General features: G+C 71.4%; 24 protein-coding genes and 1 tRNA gene. 13 read left to right on the top strand and 12 right to left on the bottom strand.

Annotated features, from left to right (window positions below; genetic code table 11):
• The 5 genes from ACN269_RS13680 to ACN269_RS13660 all read right to left on the bottom strand — a co-directional run bounded on the left by ACN269_RS13680 (window position 1) and on the right by ACN269_RS13660 (window position 3,365).
• Window positions 1-894, bottom strand: a complete 894-nt coding sequence (locus ACN269_RS13680) for a septum formation family protein (RefSeq protein ID WP_421472805.1) — start codon at window positions 892-894, stop codon at window positions 1-3.
• Window positions 895-987: 93 nt separating this feature from the next.
• Window positions 988-1,443 carry a hypothetical protein gene (locus ACN269_RS13675; RefSeq protein ID WP_421472804.1) on the bottom strand — a complete coding sequence of 152 codons (456 nt, stop codon included), beginning with the start codon at window positions 1,441-1,443 and terminating at the stop codon, window positions 988-990.
• 92 nt (window positions 1,444-1,535) lie between these two features.
• Window positions 1,536-2,570, bottom strand: a complete 1,035-nt coding sequence (locus ACN269_RS13670; RefSeq protein WP_421472803.1) for a hypothetical protein — start codon at window positions 2,568-2,570, stop codon at window positions 1,536-1,538.
• Complete coding sequence (locus ACN269_RS13665; protein WP_421472802.1) at window positions 2,570-3,067, bottom strand: SigE family RNA polymerase sigma factor; 498 nt, start codon at window positions 3,065-3,067, stop codon at window positions 2,570-2,572. The genes ACN269_RS13670 and ACN269_RS13665 overlap by 1 nt, the downstream gene beginning before the upstream one ends.
• 67 nt (window positions 3,068-3,134) lie before the next feature.
• A complete protein-coding gene (locus ACN269_RS13660; RefSeq protein WP_357133660.1) occupies window positions 3,135-3,365 on the bottom strand; it encodes a GntR family transcriptional regulator in 231 nt (76 codons plus the stop codon).
• Between the two features lie 294 nt (window positions 3,366-3,659).
• On the opposite strand from ACN269_RS13660, the gene ACN269_RS13655 reads away from it, so the two are divergent.
• The 4 genes from ACN269_RS13655 to ACN269_RS13640 all read left to right on the top strand — a co-directional run bounded on the left by ACN269_RS13655 (window position 3,660) and on the right by ACN269_RS13640 (window position 4,916).
• Window positions 3,660-3,878, top strand: coding sequence for a hypothetical protein (locus ACN269_RS13655; RefSeq protein ID WP_421472801.1), 219 nt, complete (start codon window positions 3,660-3,662; stop codon window positions 3,876-3,878).
• Window positions 3,875-4,198 carry a hypothetical protein gene (locus ACN269_RS13650; RefSeq protein WP_421472800.1) on the top strand — a complete coding sequence of 108 codons (324 nt, stop codon included), beginning with the start codon at window positions 3,875-3,877 and terminating at the stop codon, window positions 4,196-4,198. The genes ACN269_RS13655 and ACN269_RS13650 overlap by 4 nt, the downstream gene beginning before the upstream one ends.
• 57 nt (window positions 4,199-4,255) lie before the next feature.
• Window positions 4,256-4,489 carry a GntR family transcriptional regulator gene (locus ACN269_RS13645; protein WP_421472799.1) on the top strand — a complete coding sequence of 78 codons (234 nt, stop codon included), beginning with the start codon at window positions 4,256-4,258 and terminating at the stop codon, window positions 4,487-4,489.
• 124 nt (window positions 4,490-4,613) lie between these two features.
• Window positions 4,614-4,916, top strand: a complete 303-nt coding sequence (locus ACN269_RS13640; RefSeq protein ID WP_421472798.1) for a hypothetical protein — start codon at window positions 4,614-4,616, stop codon at window positions 4,914-4,916.
• Window positions 4,917-4,965: 49 nt separating this feature from the next.
• Here the strand turns inward: ACN269_RS13640 and ACN269_RS13635 are convergent, their stop codons facing one another.
• The gene (locus ACN269_RS13635) at window positions 4,966-5,529 is read right to left on the bottom strand and encodes a dihydrofolate reductase family protein (RefSeq protein WP_421472797.1); all 564 of its coding nucleotides are present in this window, start codon (window positions 5,527-5,529) and stop codon (window positions 4,966-4,968) included.
• A 96-nt stretch (window positions 5,530-5,625) separates the two neighbouring features.
• On the opposite strand from ACN269_RS13635, the gene ACN269_RS13630 reads away from it, so the two are divergent.
• Entirely contained in the window at window positions 5,626-5,886 is a 261-nt protein-coding gene (locus tag ACN269_RS13630) for a DUF7660 family protein (RefSeq protein ID WP_421472796.1), read from the top strand.
• Between the two features lie 22 nt (window positions 5,887-5,908).
• On the opposite strand, the gene ACN269_RS13625 is transcribed toward ACN269_RS13630, so the two are convergent.
• Both ACN269_RS13625 and ACN269_RS13620 read right to left on the bottom strand, forming a co-directional pair.
• Window positions 5,909-6,289 carry a VOC family protein gene (locus tag ACN269_RS13625; RefSeq protein ID WP_421476323.1) on the bottom strand — a complete coding sequence of 127 codons (381 nt, stop codon included), beginning with the start codon at window positions 6,287-6,289 and terminating at the stop codon, window positions 5,909-5,911.
• Between the two features lie 170 nt (window positions 6,290-6,459).
• Window positions 6,460-6,903 carry a hypothetical protein gene (locus ACN269_RS13620; protein WP_421472795.1) on the bottom strand — a complete coding sequence of 148 codons (444 nt, stop codon included), beginning with the start codon at window positions 6,901-6,903 and terminating at the stop codon, window positions 6,460-6,462.
• Window positions 6,904-6,978: 75 nt separating this feature from the next.
• On the opposite strand from ACN269_RS13620, the gene ACN269_RS13615 reads away from it, so the two are divergent.
• Window positions 6,979-8,433, top strand: a complete 1,455-nt coding sequence (locus ACN269_RS13615; protein ID WP_421472794.1) for a hypothetical protein — start codon at window positions 6,979-6,981, stop codon at window positions 8,431-8,433.
• A 29-nt stretch (window positions 8,434-8,462) separates the two neighbouring features.
• Here the strand turns inward: ACN269_RS13615 and ACN269_RS13610 are convergent.
• Window positions 8,463-8,535, bottom strand: a tRNA-Arg gene (locus ACN269_RS13610).
• A gap of 157 nt (window positions 8,536-8,692) precedes the next feature.
• On the opposite strand from ACN269_RS13610, the gene ACN269_RS13605 reads away from it, so the two are divergent.
• Window positions 8,693-9,376 (top strand): hypothetical protein, encoded by a 684-nt coding sequence (locus ACN269_RS13605; RefSeq protein WP_421472793.1) that lies wholly within the window; start codon window positions 8,693-8,695, stop codon window positions 9,374-9,376.
• Window positions 9,377-9,391: 15 nt separating this feature from the next.
• Here ACN269_RS13605 and ACN269_RS13600 read toward each other — a convergent pair whose 3' ends face one another.
• On the bottom strand, window positions 9,392-10,444 hold the full coding sequence (locus ACN269_RS13600) for an alpha/beta hydrolase (RefSeq protein WP_421472792.1): 1,053 nt from the start codon (window positions 10,442-10,444) through the stop codon (window positions 9,392-9,394).
• Between the two features lie 234 nt (window positions 10,445-10,678).
• The gene (locus ACN269_RS13595; RefSeq protein WP_421472791.1) at window positions 10,679-11,098 is read right to left on the bottom strand and encodes an HPF/RaiA family ribosome-associated protein; all 420 of its coding nucleotides are present in this window, start codon (window positions 11,096-11,098) and stop codon (window positions 10,679-10,681) included.
• A 304-nt stretch (window positions 11,099-11,402) separates the two neighbouring features.
• Between ACN269_RS13595 and ACN269_RS13590 the strand changes: the two genes are divergently transcribed.
• The 3 genes from ACN269_RS13590 (at window position 11,403) to ACN269_RS13580 (ending at window position 14,889) form a co-directional block, all read left to right on the top strand.
• Complete coding sequence (locus ACN269_RS13590) at window positions 11,403-12,146, top strand: single-stranded DNA-binding protein (RefSeq protein WP_421472790.1); 744 nt, start codon at window positions 11,403-11,405, stop codon at window positions 12,144-12,146.
• Between the two features lie 197 nt (window positions 12,147-12,343).
• A complete protein-coding gene (locus tag ACN269_RS13585; protein WP_421472789.1) occupies window positions 12,344-13,351 on the top strand; it encodes a cobalamin biosynthesis protein in 1,008 nt (335 codons plus the stop codon).
• A complete protein-coding gene (locus tag ACN269_RS13580) occupies window positions 13,348-14,889 on the top strand; it encodes a cobyric acid synthase (RefSeq protein ID WP_421472788.1) in 1,542 nt (513 codons plus the stop codon). The genes ACN269_RS13585 and ACN269_RS13580 overlap by 4 nt, the downstream gene beginning before the upstream one ends.
• Window positions 14,890-15,062: 173 nt before the next feature.
• Here the strand turns inward: ACN269_RS13580 and ACN269_RS13575 are convergent, their stop codons facing one another.
• A complete protein-coding gene (locus ACN269_RS13575) occupies window positions 15,063-15,464 on the bottom strand; it encodes a rhodanese-like domain-containing protein (RefSeq protein WP_355052319.1) in 402 nt (133 codons plus the stop codon).
• A 307-nt stretch (window positions 15,465-15,771) separates the two neighbouring features.
• Here ACN269_RS13575 and ACN269_RS13570 point away from each other — a divergent pair, with 307 nt between their 5' ends.
• The 3 genes from ACN269_RS13570 to ACN269_RS13560 all read left to right on the top strand — a co-directional run bounded on the left by ACN269_RS13570 (window position 15,772) and on the right by ACN269_RS13560 (window position 18,203).
• Complete coding sequence (locus tag ACN269_RS13570) at window positions 15,772-16,545, top strand: uridine kinase family protein (RefSeq protein ID WP_421472787.1); 774 nt, start codon at window positions 15,772-15,774, stop codon at window positions 16,543-16,545.
• A 36-nt stretch (window positions 16,546-16,581) separates the two neighbouring features.
• Window positions 16,582-17,925, top strand: coding sequence for a dipeptidase (locus tag ACN269_RS13565; RefSeq protein ID WP_421476321.1), 1,344 nt, complete (start codon window positions 16,582-16,584; stop codon window positions 17,923-17,925).
• A gap of 71 nt (window positions 17,926-17,996) precedes the next feature.
• Window positions 17,997-18,203 (top strand): hypothetical protein, encoded by a 207-nt coding sequence (locus ACN269_RS13560; RefSeq protein WP_278148708.1) that lies wholly within the window; start codon window positions 17,997-17,999, stop codon window positions 18,201-18,203.
• Window positions 18,204-18,224: the final 21 nt, after the last annotated feature.

Genomic DNA, 18,224 nt, shown 5'->3' with positions numbered 1-18,224 from the left:
TCAGCGGATGGGCAGCGCCTTGGTGCCGGCACCGGCGATGGACCGCTTGACGGTGGTGCCGCCGGACCAGTAGTAGCAGCGCACGCCGCGGTCGCCGCGCTCCCACAGCAGACGGTTCGGAAAGCGGTACGAGGTGCCGGTGCGGTAGACCAGATCGCCGTCCACCGGCACCTTCGCGTACCGGGCGATGACCTTCCGGCAGGCCGCGTGGATGGAGTCCTCGTCCCGGGTCGCGTCATCCCAGGAGCGGTCCGGTGCCATCCAGGTGCCGGCGTACTCGAACTGATGTCCGGCGGTGCAGGCGACCGGCCGCAGCATGTTCCACTTGTCCTCGTTCATGCACCCGTAGTGCAGCGGAGAGCGGGTGGCCAGGGCGTTGCGCAGCGAGCCGCCCCGCTGGATCGCCGCATCGCTCTCGCCGTTCGGGCCGTTGACCTCGTCCAACTCGAAGATGTCGCACCGGTACCAGCGCGCGCCACCCGACCAGGCGGCCGGCGACGGCGGCGCGACCTGCACCGACAGGCGGGCGTCGCGCCAGTCGCCGCCCACGAACTGCTTCGCGCGCTTGTCACAGTCGGCGAAGGTCGACCGCATGGTCGCCGACTCCGTCTTGGGCGGCGCGGTGCGGGTGGCCAGAGCGCCGGTGAAGGTGCCGACGTGGAAGGTCTCCACCTTGTGGGTCTTCGCGCAGTCGACGGGGGAGTAGCTGCTCAGGTACGACGTGGCCTCGTCGATGAGGTGGCACTCGTCGGCCTTCGGGACGAACTGCTGCGCCGCCGCCATCGGCTGCCAGTCGTCGGCCAGATCGCCATCGGTGCCGGCCGGCGTGCCGCAGCCCGCCAGCGTCATCGTGAGGATCGCAGCCGTGAGCGCCGCCCAGCCGTACCGTCGCATGTGTTTCTCCCCGTGGCCCCCGTGTCGAACGCGGGCAGCATATGGCACGGCCGTGACCGACCGGCACCGGCTTCCGGTGCGGTTCGGCCGGCCTTACCGCCACTGCTCGTCCCTCGTGCGGACGACCAGCACCAGCAGAACGACGCCGAGGGCGGCGAACGCGAGCCCGACCGGGGGAATCGTCCAGTTCATCAGGAACGACATCGAACCGTTGGTATGCCCGTTCGCCGCTACGAACCTGTCGGGCGCGGCCGGGTCCACCCACACGTCCATCGTCGGGCCGGGAGTCCGGTGGCAGCCGGTCCCACCCGCGCAGGGAATCCAGGTGCTGTACGACCTCGACTCGTACAGATAGGAGACCTCGATCCGGTCGATCCCGCTGCCCCGGCCGTGGCCCCCGGCCCGATCGGAGACGTAGGCCGTGACCGGCACGCCGTCCGCGCGCAGGCGAGCCGCCTCCGACGACACGTGCCAGCGGTAGACCCCGGCACCAATGGCCAGGCCCAACCCTCCAAGCAGCATGGGCAGCGCGATCAGCAGCACCCGCACGCGCGGACGCAGACTCCTCGGAGCGGGTGGCGGCGACCGACGCCGTCGTCTGGACACCGGGCCATCGTCCACCGTGGGCGCAACAGTGGGCGTCACCAGGTGTCGGGGTGGTCGAGGTCGGGGGCGGGGCGGTACCCGCCGAGGATCGTCAGCGCCTCCGCCTCGGTGTAGCCGTTGCCCCAGCCCTCGCGGAACGCCTCGACGAAGAAGGGGTCGACGGTCATCTCCAGGACGTCGTCACCCTGTCGACGTGCCCGGTAGGGGCCCGCGACGAGGTCCGCCGACCTGACCCGGTGGCCCGGGGCGGGCTGCGCCCGGACCGTCAGCCAGCGGCCGGCGTCGTCGCCGACGACGAGCGAGCCCTCGGCGATCGCGCCCCTCTCCGACCGGCCGAGGGTGACCGAGCATTCCAGCAGCCGCGCGCCGGCCGGCAGTGCTTCCAGGTGGAACGGCACCACGCAGCGGCGGGCACCGTCGAACCGCACCCGGCCCGCCGTGCCGGTCGCCTCGTCGCTGGTGACCGCGTACGTGTCCAATTGCGCCCAGAGCCCGTCGGTGGGCTGCCAACGGACGAACCACAGCTTCTGGTCGCCGGACGGATCGAACCAGGCGACCCCCGGCCGGTCACCGACCCGCACGTCGGTCCGGGGCTGCGGGCGGCCGGACGAGGACAGGGTCTGCGGCAACGCGTCCAGCGCCGCGACGCTGCGCGCCAGCGCGAAACGCGCCGCGCCGTCCGGGCCCCGGAACTCGACACTCTCGGACCCGCGCCCGGTACGCCAGGTGGCGGATTCGGCGCTGCTCACAAGCGCGTCCGCCGAGAAGTGGATGGTGGTGGGGTCGGCGCCGACGACATCCTCGGGTCGTACCGCGTTCTGTACGGACGCCTCCGGCAGTAGGAGCGTTGTGGCTGGCGGCATCGGGTCATCGGCGCTGGGGATGGTCAGGCCCACCGCGGCGAGGGCCGCACACGCCGCCGCCGCGCCCGCGGCGAGCAGCCCACGGCGACGCCGCCGCAGACGGCGACCGTTCTGACGGGCCTGCTCGACGATGGGTGTCGGGTCGATGTCGCCACCGGCGCGATGCGCGAGCGTGGCGGCGAGCTGCCGATCAAAGTCGCTGACCATCAGAGGTCTCCTGCCCGTGCGAGGGTCGGTGCTTCCTGCCGTCGGCGCAGCGTCGTCAGGGCGCGCTTCGCGTGGGTGCGTACCGTGCCGGTCGAGCAGGCGAGGATCTCGGCGATCGCCGTGTCGTCGAGATCCTCGTAGTAGCGCAGGACGATCACGGTCCGCTGACGCGCCGGCAGGTCGGACACGAGCCGCCACAGCGCGTCGCGCTCGACGACGCCGACCGCCTCGTCCACGTCACCCGCCCGATCGAGTACGGCCGCGACGGTGACCTCCCGGCTCCTGCGCCGACGCCACCACGAGTGGTGGGCGTTGACGAGCATGCGGCGGACGTAGGCGTCCGGTTGATCCGTCCGCGAGATACGACCCCAGCGGGCGTACGCCCGAGCCAGGACGTCCTGGACCAGGTCCTCGGCCCGGTGCTCGTCGCCGGTCAACAGGCGCGCGAGCCGCACCAGCGCCGATGTGCGGGCGAACGCGTATTCCTCGAACGTCACGCCCTATTAACGCCGGGGGCCGTGCCGCCCGTAGACACCCGTTCGGCACTTCTTCCGCAGCGGAGCCCTACTTGTCGCTGACGTAGGTCCCGCGCTGCGGCACGGTCATGACCAGTCCGCGCTCGCGCAGCAGGCGCACTGCCGCACGGACCGTGCCGCGGGCGACGCCGTACTCCTGCTGAAGCGTGGACTCGCTGGGGATCGGTCGCTTCGGTGGCAGCTCGCCGGTCTCGATCCGCTTGGCGATCACGTCAGCGAGCTGCACGTACATCGGCGTCGGAGACAGCGGATCGATCATGAACGCAACCTAGGGCACGTCCATGGACGTCTAGACCTCTGGTACGTCTATAGACGTACACATACGTATAGCGCTACCGTCGCGGAAGAGAGGGTGACAGTCCGTAGGAGGCTGGATGCGAAGGGTTCGTTTCGATGATTACCTGCTGTCGACGGCACTGACCCTCGCGCGCCGTCACCGTCCGGCCTGGAGCTGGGAACGATGGCGTTACGTATGTCGCTGTGGTGCCGAGCTGCCCTGCCACTCTCGTCATCGCATCCCCATCAACCGGGGCCACTGGCCGGGCGAGGACCAATGACGCGGCACGGGCCGACCCTGCCGCTCTGGCTGTGCGTGACGTGCGACCGCCCCTGGCCGTGCCTGGCGCGACGAGAGGAACTGCGGGGCGAGTACGCGGAGGATTCGTGCGCGCTGAAGCTCTACATGGGCATGTGCCTCGCCTCCGCCCGCCAGGACATGAGCTGGGCGCGCCCGGAGGCCCTTCGACTCCGCTTTCTCGGTTGGGTGCCGTGACCGCGTTCAAGGCCGGTGATGTCGTGCTTATCGGTCCGGAATGTTCAGTGCAGTTCGGCGGGGACAGAGCACTCCGCGTCCGGCTCGTGTCGATCGGCGCGTCCGACCCGTACCACGGCTGGGTGTGGTTGACCGGCTACGTGCTCGATGCGAAGGGCATGGCCACCGACAAGCGGGAGGTCTATGTCCGCAGCGCTGGCATCAAGGCTTGTAGCCCGGTGCCGCCTCGGACGTGGCGCGTGGGTCAGAAGGTGTCCGGGCTTGCATCGCATGCCCAGCGCAATGAAGAAGGCCGTCCTGCGACTGTGCTTTCGCAGTGATCGATGATCCAGCGAGGTCTGCCTCACTTTCCAACTGAGGGGTCTACGCTGCCGCCCATGACGAGCCCGCTCAACAACATGCCGCTTTACCGGCAGTTGGCTGACCTGCTCGCCAAGCAAATCGAGGAGGGCAAGCTCCGACCTGGGCAGCCCTTGCCGAGCGAACTTCACTTGCAGCAGACTTACGGCGTGGCGCGCGGGACCGTCCGGATGGCAATGCGCGAGCTGCGCGAACGCGGTCTGGTTGTCACCGTCCACGCGCGAGGCACCTTCGTAGCCGAACAAGGGTGACCAAGAAGGGCCTCGGTTCTGACGCCGTCGGGCACCAGGGTCGCGCGGACCGTGACCGGCGTGGGGCTGTTAGCCCGTTCATAGTCCGCAGTCACCGGACGGCTCATCTTGAGGAGGTGGCGCCATGGACCGCTTCGAGGGCCGCTGCTGGCTGGACTGGTGGGCCAACAGCTCGCTGACGTTCGGCCCCGTCGAAGTCGCCGTCGTGATCACCGCCAGCGACGCCGGCTGGGACGCACGCGGCCACCTGGTCGGCGACTCCGACGACGACCGCGACGGCTTCGCGTTCCTGTGCGACCTCGATCCCGTCTTCACGCTGCGCTTCGAGGACGAGAGCACCGTCGAGGTCACTGTTCATCCCTTCCAGGACCACCGACGGTTCACGCTCACCGAATACATCGGGCCGGTGAATCACCAGGTCGGTTAGCACGTCGACCTGACCCGACACCTCCCTGATCTGACAGCGGGCGGGCCGTTCAGCTTTTGGTCTCGTACCTGGTCAGGAGCACGCCGCCGGGGAACGTCCTGGTCTCCACCAGGCTCAGGCTCACCCACTTGTCGAGGGCCGTGAAGAACGGTCTGCCACCGCCGATGAGGACCGGGTGGGTGACCAGCACGTACTCGTCGATCAGCCCTTCCCGCATGGCCTCCGCCGCGAGGGTGGCGCCGGCGATGTCCAACGGACCGCCGTCCCCGTCCTTGAGCCGGATGATCTCGGTGACCGCGTCGCCGGTGTGCAGGCGGGCGTTCCAGTCGACCGTGTCGATCGTCGAGGAGAAGACCACCTTCGGCATGTCCCGCCAGCGGCCGGCGAACTCGATCGTCGCCGGTGTGGCACCCGGTTGCTGGTCGGCGGTCGGCCAGTGGGAACTCATCGCCTCCCACAGCCTGCGCCCGTACAGGGCCGTAGCGGTCGCCGCCACCCGGTCGGACCAGAATTGGAAAAGTTCGTCGCTCGGCACACCCCACCCGAGGTCGTCACCGGGCGCGGCGACGTAGCCGTCCAGGCTCACGCTCATACCGAAGGTCAGTTTCCGCATCGGGTCAGCCTGCCGTATGTCAGTCCTCCGCGCATGGACCGGCACAATGCAGGAAAAATCCGCGAATGGTGGCGGCGGGATGCAGGGGAGGCGGTCATGGCCGAGGACGACAACCGCCCGCTGAAGCGGGTCGACAGCCTGGACGACCTGGTCACCTGGCTGCGATGGCTGGCTGATGACGTCGCTCGCGATCCAGACGCGGTCGAGAACATGACCACAGACCGCTACCTGAAGGCGTGCGCGGCGTTTCTACAGGACCGAAGCCGCCTACAGAAGCGTGCCGGCCGACCGCTGCCGGCGCAACCGACCTGGCAACTCCTCGCGGACGCCCTGCGTGCCGGCTGCTTCTACGAGTAGACCCGCCCCGCAGACGAAGTCGTCAGAGCTGCTGGACGATCTGGATCGGGTTGCCGTCCGGGTCGGCCGTCCACGCGATCAGCAGGCGGTCGAGCCACCGGTGCGGTGCGGCCAGGGCGGGAGCGCCGTTCGTCGTGAGGGCCGCGTAAGCGCCGGCGGTGTCGTCGGTCCAGAGGATCACCGCCGCCCGCTGACCCTGCGGTACGGGATCGAGTCCGTGGTCCTCGCGCGTGGAGGTCACCGAGGCGATACCGATCTTGTAGCCGTCGAGCGTCAGGTCGATGTGGATCGGCTCGCCCTCGGTCGGTACCCGGAAGGTCTCGGTGAAGCCGAGACCGCCATAGAACTCGGCGGCGCGCGGGACGTCCTCGCTGAAGAGAATCACCTGAGGAGTTCGGAACATCGACACGCGACGACGCTATCAGCGGACTCGCTGCGCGTCCGCCGCAGTCGGCACGAGCAGCGCGGCGGCATTCAGGATGCCGAGGCAGGTCGCCGTCTGCGACGGTCTGCGCGCCACCTGATCAATCCCACTCGGCCCGCCCGCCGCCGTGGAGCGCGGAGCCCCACCGTTCACCGGGTCGGCGGCAGGACTCCGTCGTCGCCTTGGAGGTTGGCTCCCAAGTCCTCGGCAGCCGCTCCGAACACCCGGTCCTCGTGAGCGGCAGCGGGGCGCAGGTGTTCCCCCTGCGGGTCGTAGCAGACGAGCCCGTGGTCGATGGCTAGTTGCGCCGCTGCCGCGGAAACCTCGTCGGCCCGGTTGAAGGGGATCGTGAAGTAGACCATCGGCCCGGACGCCTCGTCGACGAGTCCGTTCGACAGGGGGTAGAGCTGGGCGTCGTGGCCATAGAGGTCGGGCCAGCGTTCCGCGACGGCATCGACGTAGGCGCGGATCCGGGGCGTGGGCGGCAGCTCCTCGAACTCGAAGTACTGCTGGTACAGCGCTTCGTACAGCTCGCCGGCCGTTTCGTCGTCGGCGGGCATGTCGCCCTCCCACACCGCCAGGTCGTAACTCATGCGAGGCAGTATGGCCGCCTGCTCGACGGCCGGCCCGACGGATGGCACCCGGTAGGTGCGTGAGAGCATCGATCGATGTTGCGCTATGACGAAGCGGAATTGACCGCCTACGTCACCGAGCGCTGCTCCGGGGTAGCGCTGGCCTTGCACGACACGACGGACCAGGCCGCGGGCATCGCGGCCCTGCGGCGTGCGGTTCGGGCGGTCAGCCAGATCTCACATCCGGACGAACCCGACTGCCCGTTGCCGAGCTGGTGCAGCGTACTGGTCGAGGACGCCGTTCCGGTGTTCCGTCTTGACCTCAAGGATGAAGGTCAGTACGCCGAGCGGGTCGTTCGGATCCTGCTCGAAGAACTCGAGGCGGCCGGCATCGACGGTCGACTTGCGCCCAGGACGCCACCACAGCCGCCCTTCGACTATGACGCCCAGGCGGACATCTTCTCCGGCGCCGCGACGGGGCTGCTGGAGCTGGACGCGCGAGGGCTGCCGCCACACTTTCCCGCCGGGTTCCCGGTACCGCAGAATGCCGTGCTCGTACTCGCCCAGCAGGCCCGCGACGGCACCTGGGAACACGCCGCGTGGCGGCGCTCGGGCCGGCCGTTCACCGAATACCTGGAGCAGCTGCGGAGCTTCGGATGTGACCTGGGCGCCGTGCCCGCAGCCGAGATCGCCGACTACGTCGACAAGACGTGCATGGTCAGGTATTCGCTGCGTCGGGGCGGTGCGGGTGGCAGCGTCTCGCTCTACCACGAATGGCACGAGCACGGGCAGCCGCCGTCGAACTGGTACGTCAACGTCGTCTGGCACACCGAACCGGAGAAGACGTCGCCACCGCCGGTCGCCGCCACCCGCGGTGTGGATCGGGCGACAGCACGCCAACTGGTGCCGGCGTTCGCCGGACCCGAACACGTCACCAGCTGCGAGACGCTGCTCGCGATCAGTGCGGCGTCGCTCGCCGTGACTGCGGTGCAGAGTGCCCTGCCGGCTCGCTGCCACCATGATCAGAACTTCCCGCTCTGGCAGCACCGTCAGCTCGCTCCGCTGCTGAGGGGTCTGGACGCCGACCAGATGACGATTATTCGCCATGTCTGTCTGACGGCGATCTCCAACTGGGTGTACCACGGAATGGCGCGTCTGCCGCGCTTGTCCCTGGCCCGCGACGACGCCGGCTATCTCTACGCGCCAGAGGTCCGGCACGGGGTCGCGTCGACGCTCCAACCCGAGCAGACACTCGGGACCGAAACGCTCCACGCGTTGCAGACCGCCGCGATCACACTGAGCCCGCTGATCCAAGATCTACGCACCGCCATCGCCGACCCCCTGACCCCGATTCTGGGCCAGCTCGCTGGGCACGAGGACGGCAGGCCGCTGGGCGAATCTGTCCACGGCCCCGGCACCCACCAGGTCAACCTGGCGATGCGTCAACGAGCCGGCAGGCTCTCGAGGACCTTTTCGGACGTCAGCCCCGAACAGTTGACCGAGGCACGCGACGCCTACTGGCACATTGCCGCGAACCGGCCGACTCCCTGATCCGTGACCGACCGACTCCGGTGGAGAGGTGCGCCCGGCAGGATTCGAACCTGCGGCCTTGGGATTAGAAGTCCCCTGCTCTATCCGCTGAGCTACGGGCGCGCGGCGTGGAAGTCGCGCCAGAAGGGTACCGCCGACCCACCGCGCGTCGGGTCGATGGGTGCCGCCTCCACGTTGCCGTGCAGAGTCTCACGAGGCGGCTCCGGTCGGCATCCGGGTTCCCGCGAGGAGGCCGGTCGTCTCCCCGTACCCTCGGCTGGTGTTGCTGGACCCCGACGCCGAGAGCAGCGTCGCCTACGAGCTGTGCCAGGTCGTCGGTCGGGCGATCCTGCCCTACCGCGCGGCCGACGCCTACGGCACCGCCTTCTTCTACCAGGGTGGCGACGACCCGGTGGGGGAGGCGCTGCTGACGGCGGCCGACCTCGTCGGCGCGGCGGGCGGTGAGTTGGGCCTGCGGGCGAGCGTCACCGAGCCGGCGGGCGTCGCGCCCGACGCCGTCGCGCAGGGCGAGATCGTGCCCGGTTGGTCCAGCTTTGCGGGTGACGGGGTCGCGGTGCTGCCGACCGCCGGTCTGCACCGCTACGCGGGCGACGGCGGCTGGCGGTGGCGCGTGCAGCCGGTACCGGCGGGGATCGCCGCCGGGCCCGAGGCCGTCGCCGACGCCAGCTCCGCCTTCGTCCTGGCCCACGGGGTACGCGAGGACGGCTCCCGCCCGCTGGAGGTGGCGATCGAGCGCGTGATCCGCGACGGGGACGAGGTGCGGATCACCGCGGAACTACCCCCGGGGTACGTCGGGGCGCCCGTCTTCGTCGTGCGGGCCGACGCCACGGGTGACGTGTCGCTGTACTGCCTCGGCCTGGTCCTGCCCGGCGTCGGCGGCCACCCGGTGGCGACCTTCGACCGCATCGGCGCGGTCCTGTCGGCCGCGCACGGCGACGCCTGAACCCGGCTCGACCGCTCAGTCGCCGACCGCCGTTGCCTCCGCGGTGTCGGTCGACGGGCGGCGGCTCTGCGGCACCGTGGGCACGTCGGTGTCGGCATCGTCGTCGGCCGGAGCGGTGGGGCCGGCGGCCAGGAACGCCTCGGCCCAGCGGCCCACCTCGTCGAAGACCTTGGCGCGTACGGCCGGGCCGGAGAGCGTGAGGTCGTGCAACCCGCCGTCGAAGCGGGCCAGGGTGACGTGCTGGCCGAGGCGGGGCGCGTACTTGACCATGTGCCCGACGTCCAGCACCGCGTCGGCGAGGGTGGCGTTGTCGTGCCACTTCGTGCCCCGGAAGGAACGGGTCGAACAGGCCAGCAGCACCGGCACCGGGATGTCCAGTCCGGCGCGCAGCCGACGCTGACCGGTACGGATCGCGTTCAGCCAGCCGGCCCGCACCGGGAACCCGGCCAGCGGCTTCCAGGCCAGGTCATAGGTCCACTCGCCGCGGTGGTCGGCGTGCAGGCTCTCGCCGTACACCGTGCCCAGGCCCAACGGCAGGACGCGGTGCGGCGCCCTGCGGCCCAGCCGAGCGACGGCGGCCGCGAGGGGTCGACGGACCACCCAGGGAGCGTTGAGGTCGAAGAAGGGGCTGTTGAGGACCAGGCCGTCGACGATGCCGGCGTCGCGGCGGGCGTCCGCCCAGAGCGAGATGATCAGGCCGCCGGTGGAGTGGCCCATCACCAGCAGGGTGTCGTGCTCGTCCTCGTCGCGGATGATCTCGGCGGCGGCGTCCAGCTCGGGGAAGTAGTCGCTGATGTCACGGCAGAAGTTCGGTGTCTGGTGCGGGAGCAGACTACGCCCGTACTTGCGCAGGTCGAGCGCGTAGAAATCCCAACCACGCTCGGCGAAGAAGTCGGCCAGGTGGGTCTGGAAGAAGTAGTCGACGAACCCGTGCACGTAGAGCACCGCCCGCCGGGTGGGGCGCTCGGCCCGCCGCCGGACCAGGGTCGCGACAACGGGACCTTCCTCGTCGGTGCCCAGGTCGATCGTCTGCCGCTCGTACGGCGGCCCCAACACGTCCGGTTCCACAACCACGACGCTACGCCGCCAGCCCTACCCGACGGTAGCCCGCCGCCCACGCTCCCGCGCGGCGCGCCCGTTCCTGCCGCGCCCGCCCCGCGCCCCCGCCCGCGCCCGCCCCGCGCCCCCGCCCGCGCCCGCCCCGCGCCTCCGCGTCGATCATGGAGTTGTGGTGCCCCGCGAAAAAGATTTAGGGGGTATAACGACCACCACAACTCCATGATCGACCAGGTTATGAGGGGGTCAGGCGGTTTCCGCGTCGGCGCGGGCCGGGTCCTCGTCGATCGGGTCGGTCTCGCCCTGGGGCTGGGGGATGTCGCGCAGGTGCTTGTTGTTACGCGGCTCCTGGCGGGTCTTGGCGTCGTTGAGCTTCCGCCGCAGGTCGTCGCGGACGTCGTTGAGGGCGGCGTGCAGGTCCTCCTCGGTGGAGGTGGTGACGATCTTCTGCCGGCCGGCGATCCAGCACTCCAGCGTGACCTTCTGACCCCGCGCCTCCCGGTCCTTCACCGACACCTCCAGCTCGGTGGCGTCGGCGTGGAAACCGGCCAGCCGGGCGTCGAGGGTGGCGAACTGCTCGGCGATCCAGTTGCGGTCGCCCTGCGAGAACCCCGCGCCGACCCGCAGGCACTCACCCACGGTCGCCGGGTTCGTCACGGCGCTCATCGCCGCACCTCGGAAACGGTCGCGGAGCCGAAAGTAGTGATCGTCATGGTGCTGACCTCTCGTCGACGTGGAGCTTGTCGGTGGTGCGTTGATCAAATCCATACCCAGTTCGGTCGGCTCCGGAACCGCCATTGGCCGCTCGGGTGGGTCGGCCGTACCACAACAGGGCTTGATCAGGGCGTTGTCCACAGGTGGGCCGTTGTCCACAGGTCGAGGTGGCGGCGCTGGCGGTGGCCGTCGACATCGCACAGGCTCGATGCCGAGTCGACTCGCGCTGGCAGACCCCGGATCCCCTGGAGGGACGATGTTCGACACGTACGTCACGATCGTCGGCAACATCTTGACGGCGCCCGAGTGGCGCCGGACCAAGGAGAGCAACACGCTGGTGGCCAACTTCAAGGTCGCCTCCACCGCCCGCCGACTCGACCGCGACAGCGGCCGTTGGGTCGACGGGAACTCGCTGCGCGTCCGCGTCAACTGCTGGCGCAAGCTCGCCGAGGGCGTCGCCGCGTCGGTGATGGTCGGCGACCCGGTGGTGGTCTGCGGTCGGCTCTACACCCGCGACTGGGTCGACGAGGCCGGCACCCACCGCACCCTCTACGAGCTGGAGGCGGTCGCCGTCGGCCACGACCTCTCCCGGGGCCGTGCCCGCTTCCTGCGCAACCGGCCGACCATGACCACCAGCACCGTCGAGGACGCCGCCACTCAGAGCCGCGTGCACGGCGAGCCCACCGAGTCGGTACCCGCCGAGGAGGCGCCGGCGCTGCCCGACGACGGTCCGCTCGACGACGACTTCGAGCTGCCCGAGTACGCCGCGCCGCGTACCGGCGCACTGGGTCGCGGTCCGTTCGACTCCTCCCTGGACGGCATCGGTGCCGTTCCGGCGTCGCTGGACGACGACGGGCTGGCCCTCGCGGCGGCGGACGACACCGACCCGGAGGGCGACCCCGACGACGAGTTGGGGCCGGTGCCCGACGAAGGTCAGCCGGACGTCCCGGCGTCCGGTCGGGGGCGGCGGGGCCGGGGTCGGGTTCCGCAGCCGGCGTGAGCGTCCGTTCCCGGGGCGGCGGAGCGGACGCCTGAGAGGTCGGTTCGCGTCGGTGGCACGACGGGGGCGGGGTGGCGGCGCGGTCGGCGTCGTCACCCCGCGTGGGCAGAACGGGCAGAGGAGAGTTCGATGGGGTACGGCGGCCGCGGCTGGCTCGTGCGGTGCTCGTCTAGGCTGGCCGGCCGGGGGTGGTGAGCGTGCGACGGACAGCACCGGTGGCGAACGCGGTGGGCCTGGTGGCCGGTTACGCGCTGGACGGGCTGCTCGGCGACCCTCGCCGGTGGCACCCGGTCGCCGGGTTCGGTCAGCTGGCCGGCACTCTGGAACGTCGCCTGCACCGGCCGGACCGGACCGCCGGGGCGGCGTTCACCGCGCTGGCGGTCGGCGGTCCGGTGGCGCTCGGGGTGGTCGCCGCGGTGGCCACCCGACACCGGCCGGTGAGCCGCGCGGTCCTCGTCGCCGCCGGCACCTGGACCGTGCTGGGCGGACGCACCCTGCGGCGCGAGGCCGCGATCATGGGTCGGACGCTGCGCGGCGGCGATCTGCCCGCCGCCCGGGAGCGCCTCGGCAACCTGTGCGGCCGGGACCCGTCGACCCTGGACGAGTCGGAGTTGGCCCGGGCCACCGTCGAGTCGGTCGCGGAGAACACCTCCGACGCGGTGGTCGCCCCGCTGCTCTGGGGTGCGGTCGCCGGCCTGCCCGGCCTGCTGGGTTATCGCGCCGCGAACACGCTGGACGCGATGGTGGGGCACCGGTCGGAGCGCTACGCCCGGTTCGGCACCCCGTCCGCCCGCCTGGACGACCTACTCAACCTCGTGCCGTCCCGGCTGACCGGGCTCCTCACCATCGCCGTCGCTCCGGTGGCGCACGGCGACCGGGAGCGCGCCTGGCGGGTGTGGCGACGAGACCGCAACGACCACCCGAGCCCCAACGCCGGCCAGTGCGAGGCGGCGATGGCCGGCGCGCTCGGCGTCCGCCTCGGTGGCCGCAACAGGTACTTCGGGCGTTCCGAGGTCCGCCCGTTCCTGGGCGACGGACCCCGTCCCGAGGCGCGACACCTCAAGCGGGCGGCGCGCATCTCCGGGGCCGTCGGCCTGGCGGCTCTCGGGCTGGCCGCCGCCTACCCGCTGACCGTCGGTCGCCTCACCGGCGCAGCCGCGCGGCGGGGCCTGCGCGCCGTGACGGGGCGGGGGAGCGGGCGGTGAGCGGCGGGCTGCTGGTCGCCGGCACCACCTCGGACGCCGGCAAGAGCGTGCTCACCGCCGGCATCTGCCGCTGGCTGCACCGGCGGGGCGTCAAGGTGGCGCCGTTCAAGGCGCAGAACATGTCGAACAACTCGGCTGTCGTCGTCGGGCCGGACGGGCGGGGTGGGGAGATCGGCCGCGCCCAGGCCATGCAGGCCGCGGCGTGCGGGCTCGCACCGGACCTGCGTTTCAACCCGGTGCTGCTCAAGCCGGGCAGTGACCTCGCCAGTCAGGTGGTCCTCCTCGGCGAAGCGGTCGACACGATCACCGCCGGCACCTTCCGGCAGTTGCGACCCCGGCTCGCCGAGACCGCGTACGCGGCGCTGGCCGAGCTGCGCGCCGCGTACGACGTGGTGATCTGTGAGGGCGCGGGCAGCCCAGCGGAGATCAACTTGCGGGCCGGGGACTACGTCAACATGGGGCTCGCCCGGCACGCCAACCTGCCCGCCATCGTGGTCGGCGACATCGACCGGGGTGGCGTCTTCGCGTCGATGTTCGGCACGGTGGCCCTGCTCGACCCGGCCGACCAGGCCCTGGTCGCCGGCTTCGTGATCAACAAGTTCCGGGGGGACCTCGGCCTGCTCCAGCCAGGGCTGGACATGCTGCGTCACGTGACGGGCCGTCCCACGTACGGGGTGCTGCCGTGGTCGCTCGACCTGTGGCTCGACGCGGAGGACTCCCTCGCCTACGGCCGGGTACTCGGGCGACCCGCAGCCCCACACGGCACCGAATGGCTGGATGTGGCCGTCGTCCGGCTGCCCCGCATCAGCAACGCCACCGACGTGGAGGCGCTCGCCACCGAGCCGGGTGTCCGCGTACGCCTCACCGTCGAGCCGGCCGAACTGGCCTCCGCCGACGTGATCGTCCTACCTGGCTCGAAGTCGACCGTCGCGGACCTGACCTGGCTGCGCGAGACCGGTCTCGCCGACGCGGTCGCCGCCCACGCGGCAGCCGGCAAGCCGCTGCTCGGCCTCTGCGGCGGGTTCCAGATGCTCGGCCGGGCCATCCACGACCCGGTCGAGAGTCGGCAGGGCAGCGTACCCGGGCTCGGTCTGCTGCCCATCGAGATCACCTTCGACCCCCGCAAGACCGTCCGGCAGTCGGTGGGCGCCGGCCCCGGCGACGTGACGGTCCGCGGCTACGAGATCCACCACGGGTACGTCTCGCAGGCCGACCCGGCGTTGCCCCCACTGCTGACCGGGGCCGACGGCGCGGGCGAGGGAGCGGTGCTCGGCCCGGTGCACGGCACGCACTGGCACGGTGCGTTCGAGTCCGACGGCTTCCGCCGCTGGTTCCTCACGGAGGCGGCGCGGCTGGCCGGGCGTACCGGCTTTCAGGTCGCGCCGGCCACCAGCTTCGCCGCCGCCCGGGAACGCTCGCTCGACCTGCTCGGCGACCTCGTCGAGGAGCACCTCGACACCGACGCGCTCTGGCGGCTCATCGAGACCGGCGCACCCGAGGCTCTCCCCTTCATCCCACCCGGCGCCCCGCCCACCTGAACGCGCCACCCCCGCGCCGGACCGACCGCCTCCAGCGTCGACAGCGGCACGGCTGCTCCTGACCCCCGCCTCCACCGTCGATCATGAAGTTGTGGTGCCTGATACGCCAGGAATGGTCCCCCTACGTCCCCCACCACAACCCCATGATCGGCGGGGCTGGAGTGGCGGGCGGGTCAGAGGCGGATGTCGGCGGGGCGGTCGGTGGTGGGCAGGCCGGCGGCCAGCCACGCGTCGACGCCGCCGATCATGTCGGTGGCCCGGCGCAACCCGAGGGTCTGCAGGCTGGCGGCGGCCAGGCTGGAGCTGTAGCCCTGGCGGCACACCACGATGATCTCCCGGTCGTACGCGGTGGCCTCCGGGATGCGCCAGGCGCTGGCCGGGTCGAGCCGCCACTCCAGCACCGTGCGGTCGATGACGACCGCCCCGGGAAGGTCACCCTGTTCGCGGCGCTGCGTGTCGGTACGGGTGTCGACAAGCAGAGCGCCACCGCGGACCGCCTCGACGGTCTGCTGTGGAGTCAGTCGGTGCAGCCCGGCGCGGGCCTGTTCGAGTAGGGCGTCGATGCCGGGGCTCATCACGTCTCGGAGCACCACCCGATGATGCCGACTCGACTCCCGGCTCGCGCGCCGAACGGGCGGCCCGTCACCCGTCGCCACCCCAAATCCCCCGGACGTGAGAATGGCCGCCCCTGACGGCCTCAGCCGGACGTGTCACACCGCCCAGTCGGCCGTGATCGACTCGATTTCAAGGATGTCGGGGCGTCCCCGTCGGCGCGACACCCCGACATCCTTGAAATCGAGTCGATCATCGGCCCGACCGGGCCGGCCGGACCGGTCTGGCCCGGCGGGCGCGGGTCGGAGCGGGGCCGCGCATACTGCGGTCGTGTACGGACTCGTCGCCAGGGGACCGCTCGGCCGCAAGGGCCCGCCGCTGCGTGACCCCGGCACCCTTCGCCACCCGGACGACGACGGCGGGCCGACGGGGTGTTCCGCCGCGCAGGTGGCACCGGTGGCGGTCGTCGAGGCGTACGCCGAGGTCGCGCGCCGGGTGCTCGCGGGCCCGGCACGGTTGGGACGGACCCGGCTGGTGGCCGTCGACGGGCCGAGTGGCGCGGGCAAGAGCCGGTTCGCGGCGCACCTCGCGGATGCCCTGGCGGCGTTGCCCGGCGGGCGGCCGCCGGTGGTGCACACCGACGACCTGCTCGACGGCTGGGACGACCAGCTCACCTTCTGGCCGCGGCTCGACGGCGACGTGCTGGCCCGGCTGCGCGAGGGTGAGCCGGGCGCGTACCGGCGGTACAGCTGGGTGCGGCGGTCCTTCCTGCCCCGCCCGGTGCCGGTGCCGGTGACGCCGGTGTTGATCGTGGAGGGGGTCAGCGCCGCCCGTGCCGTCGTCCGGCCGGAGCTGACGCTCGCCGTCTTCGTGACCGCGCCCGCGCCGCTGCGGCTGGCCCGCGCGGTCGAACGGGACGGGCCGGAGATCCTGCCGGAGCTGCGTCGCTGGCATGCCGGTGAGCGGACGCACTTCACCGCCGACGACACCGTCGCGCACGCCGACCTGGTGGTCGACGGCGCGCCGACGCTGCTGCTCGACGCGTTGCGCTACTTCGTGCGGGTCCCCACAGCGGGTACGGGCTCCGCCGGCAGGCCTGGGTAAGGCCGGCATACGATGCCGGTCATGACCTCACCGATCATGTCCGAGTCCGAGGTGCGGGCCGCCGTCGAGCGGGAGATGCCCGGCGTACGGGCCGACCTCGAACGCCTCGTCCGCATTCCCGGCATCGCCTTCGACGGCTTCGACCACTCGCACGTCGAGCGTTCCGCCGAGGCGGTCGCCGAGTTGCTGCGCGGCTGCGGCCTGGACGTCGACATCGTGCGTTCCGGCGGGCAGCCGGCCGTGATCGGCCGTCGCGCGGCTCCGCCCGGGGCACCCACCGTGCTGCTCTACGCCCACCACGACGTGCAGCCGGTCGGCGACCGGTCGCTGTGGGAGTCCGACCCGTTCGAGCCGGTGGAGCGCGACGGTCGCCTGTACGGCCGGGGTGCCGCCGACGACAAGGCCGGCATCATGGCGCACGTCGCGGCCCTGCGGGCGTACGGGGACGCCCTGCCGGTCGGTGTGGTGCTGTTCATCGAGGGCGAGGAGGAGTTCGGCTCCGACTCGTTGGAGCGGCTGCTCGTCGAGCACCGCGACGAGATCGCCTCGGACGTCATCGTGATCGCCGACTCCGGCAACTGGGACATCGGCGTACCGGCGCTGACCACCTCGCTGCGCGGCATCGTCAACTGCTTCGTCGAGGTGCGCACGCTGGACCACGCCGTGCACAGCGGCATGTTCGGCGGTGCCGTCCCGGACGCGCTGACCGCGCTGGTCCGGCTGCTGGCGACCCTGCACGACGATGCCGGTGACGTGGCGGTGGACGGCCTCGTGAGTCGCGAGGGCGCGACTGTCGACTACCCGGAGGACCGGGTGCGCGCCGAGGCCGGGCTGGCCGAGGGTGTGCAGTTCATCGGCACCGGTCGGATCACCGACCGGATCTGGACCAAGCCGGCGGTGGCCGTGCTCGGTGTCGACGCTCCGGCCACCGGTGAGGCGCCGAACGCCCTGGTGCCGGCCGCGAAGGCCAAGCTCAGCGTCCGCCTCGCCCCGGGCGACGACCCCAAGCGGGCGTACGCGGCGGTGCGCGCCCACCTGGAGAAGCACGCGCCGTGGGGCGCGCAGGTGACGGTCACCATCGAGCACGACGGCGACCCGTGCGTGATCGACGCGTCCGGACCGATGTTCGACGCCGCCCGCTCGGCGTTCAAGGCCGCCTGGGACGGCACCGAGCCGGTGGACATCGGCATCGGTGGTTCGATCCCGTTCATCGCCACGTTCCAGGAGATGTTCCCGCAGGCGGCGATCCTGGTGACCGGCGTGGAGGACCCGCACGCCCGCGCGCACGGCCCCAACGAGAGCCTGCACCTGGGCGAGTTCGCCAAGGTCTGCCTCGCCGAGGCGCTGCTGCTGGGCAAGGTGGCCGCCGCGGCGGAGTGATAACGGCAAGTTTGCGTCTGATCTGCGCGTTTACGGCGTGTCGCCGATGGGATTGTTATAGGCTTTCGAACATGAGTACGAACGAGGTGATGGCCCGGTTGGGGGCCGCCGTCAGCGCACTGGGGGACGTCGACGTCTCCGCGTGGTCCGAGGAGACGCTCAACGAGCAGCTCGGTGAGCTCTCCGCCGCCCTGGTCGCCCTCGACTCGGTGCTCTCCCGGGTGGCCGGTGAGGTCCGCGCCCGAGGATTGCGCATCGAGGAGCCCGTCTCCGCCTGATTCCCGCCACCCCTCGGTGCC

It is taken from the genome of Micromonospora sp. WMMD736 (assembly GCF_049179015.1).
Taxonomy (GTDB): domain Bacteria; phylum Actinomycetota; class Actinomycetes; order Mycobacteriales; family Micromonosporaceae; genus Micromonospora.
This window is presented reverse-complemented; position numbering and strand designations above follow the sequence as displayed.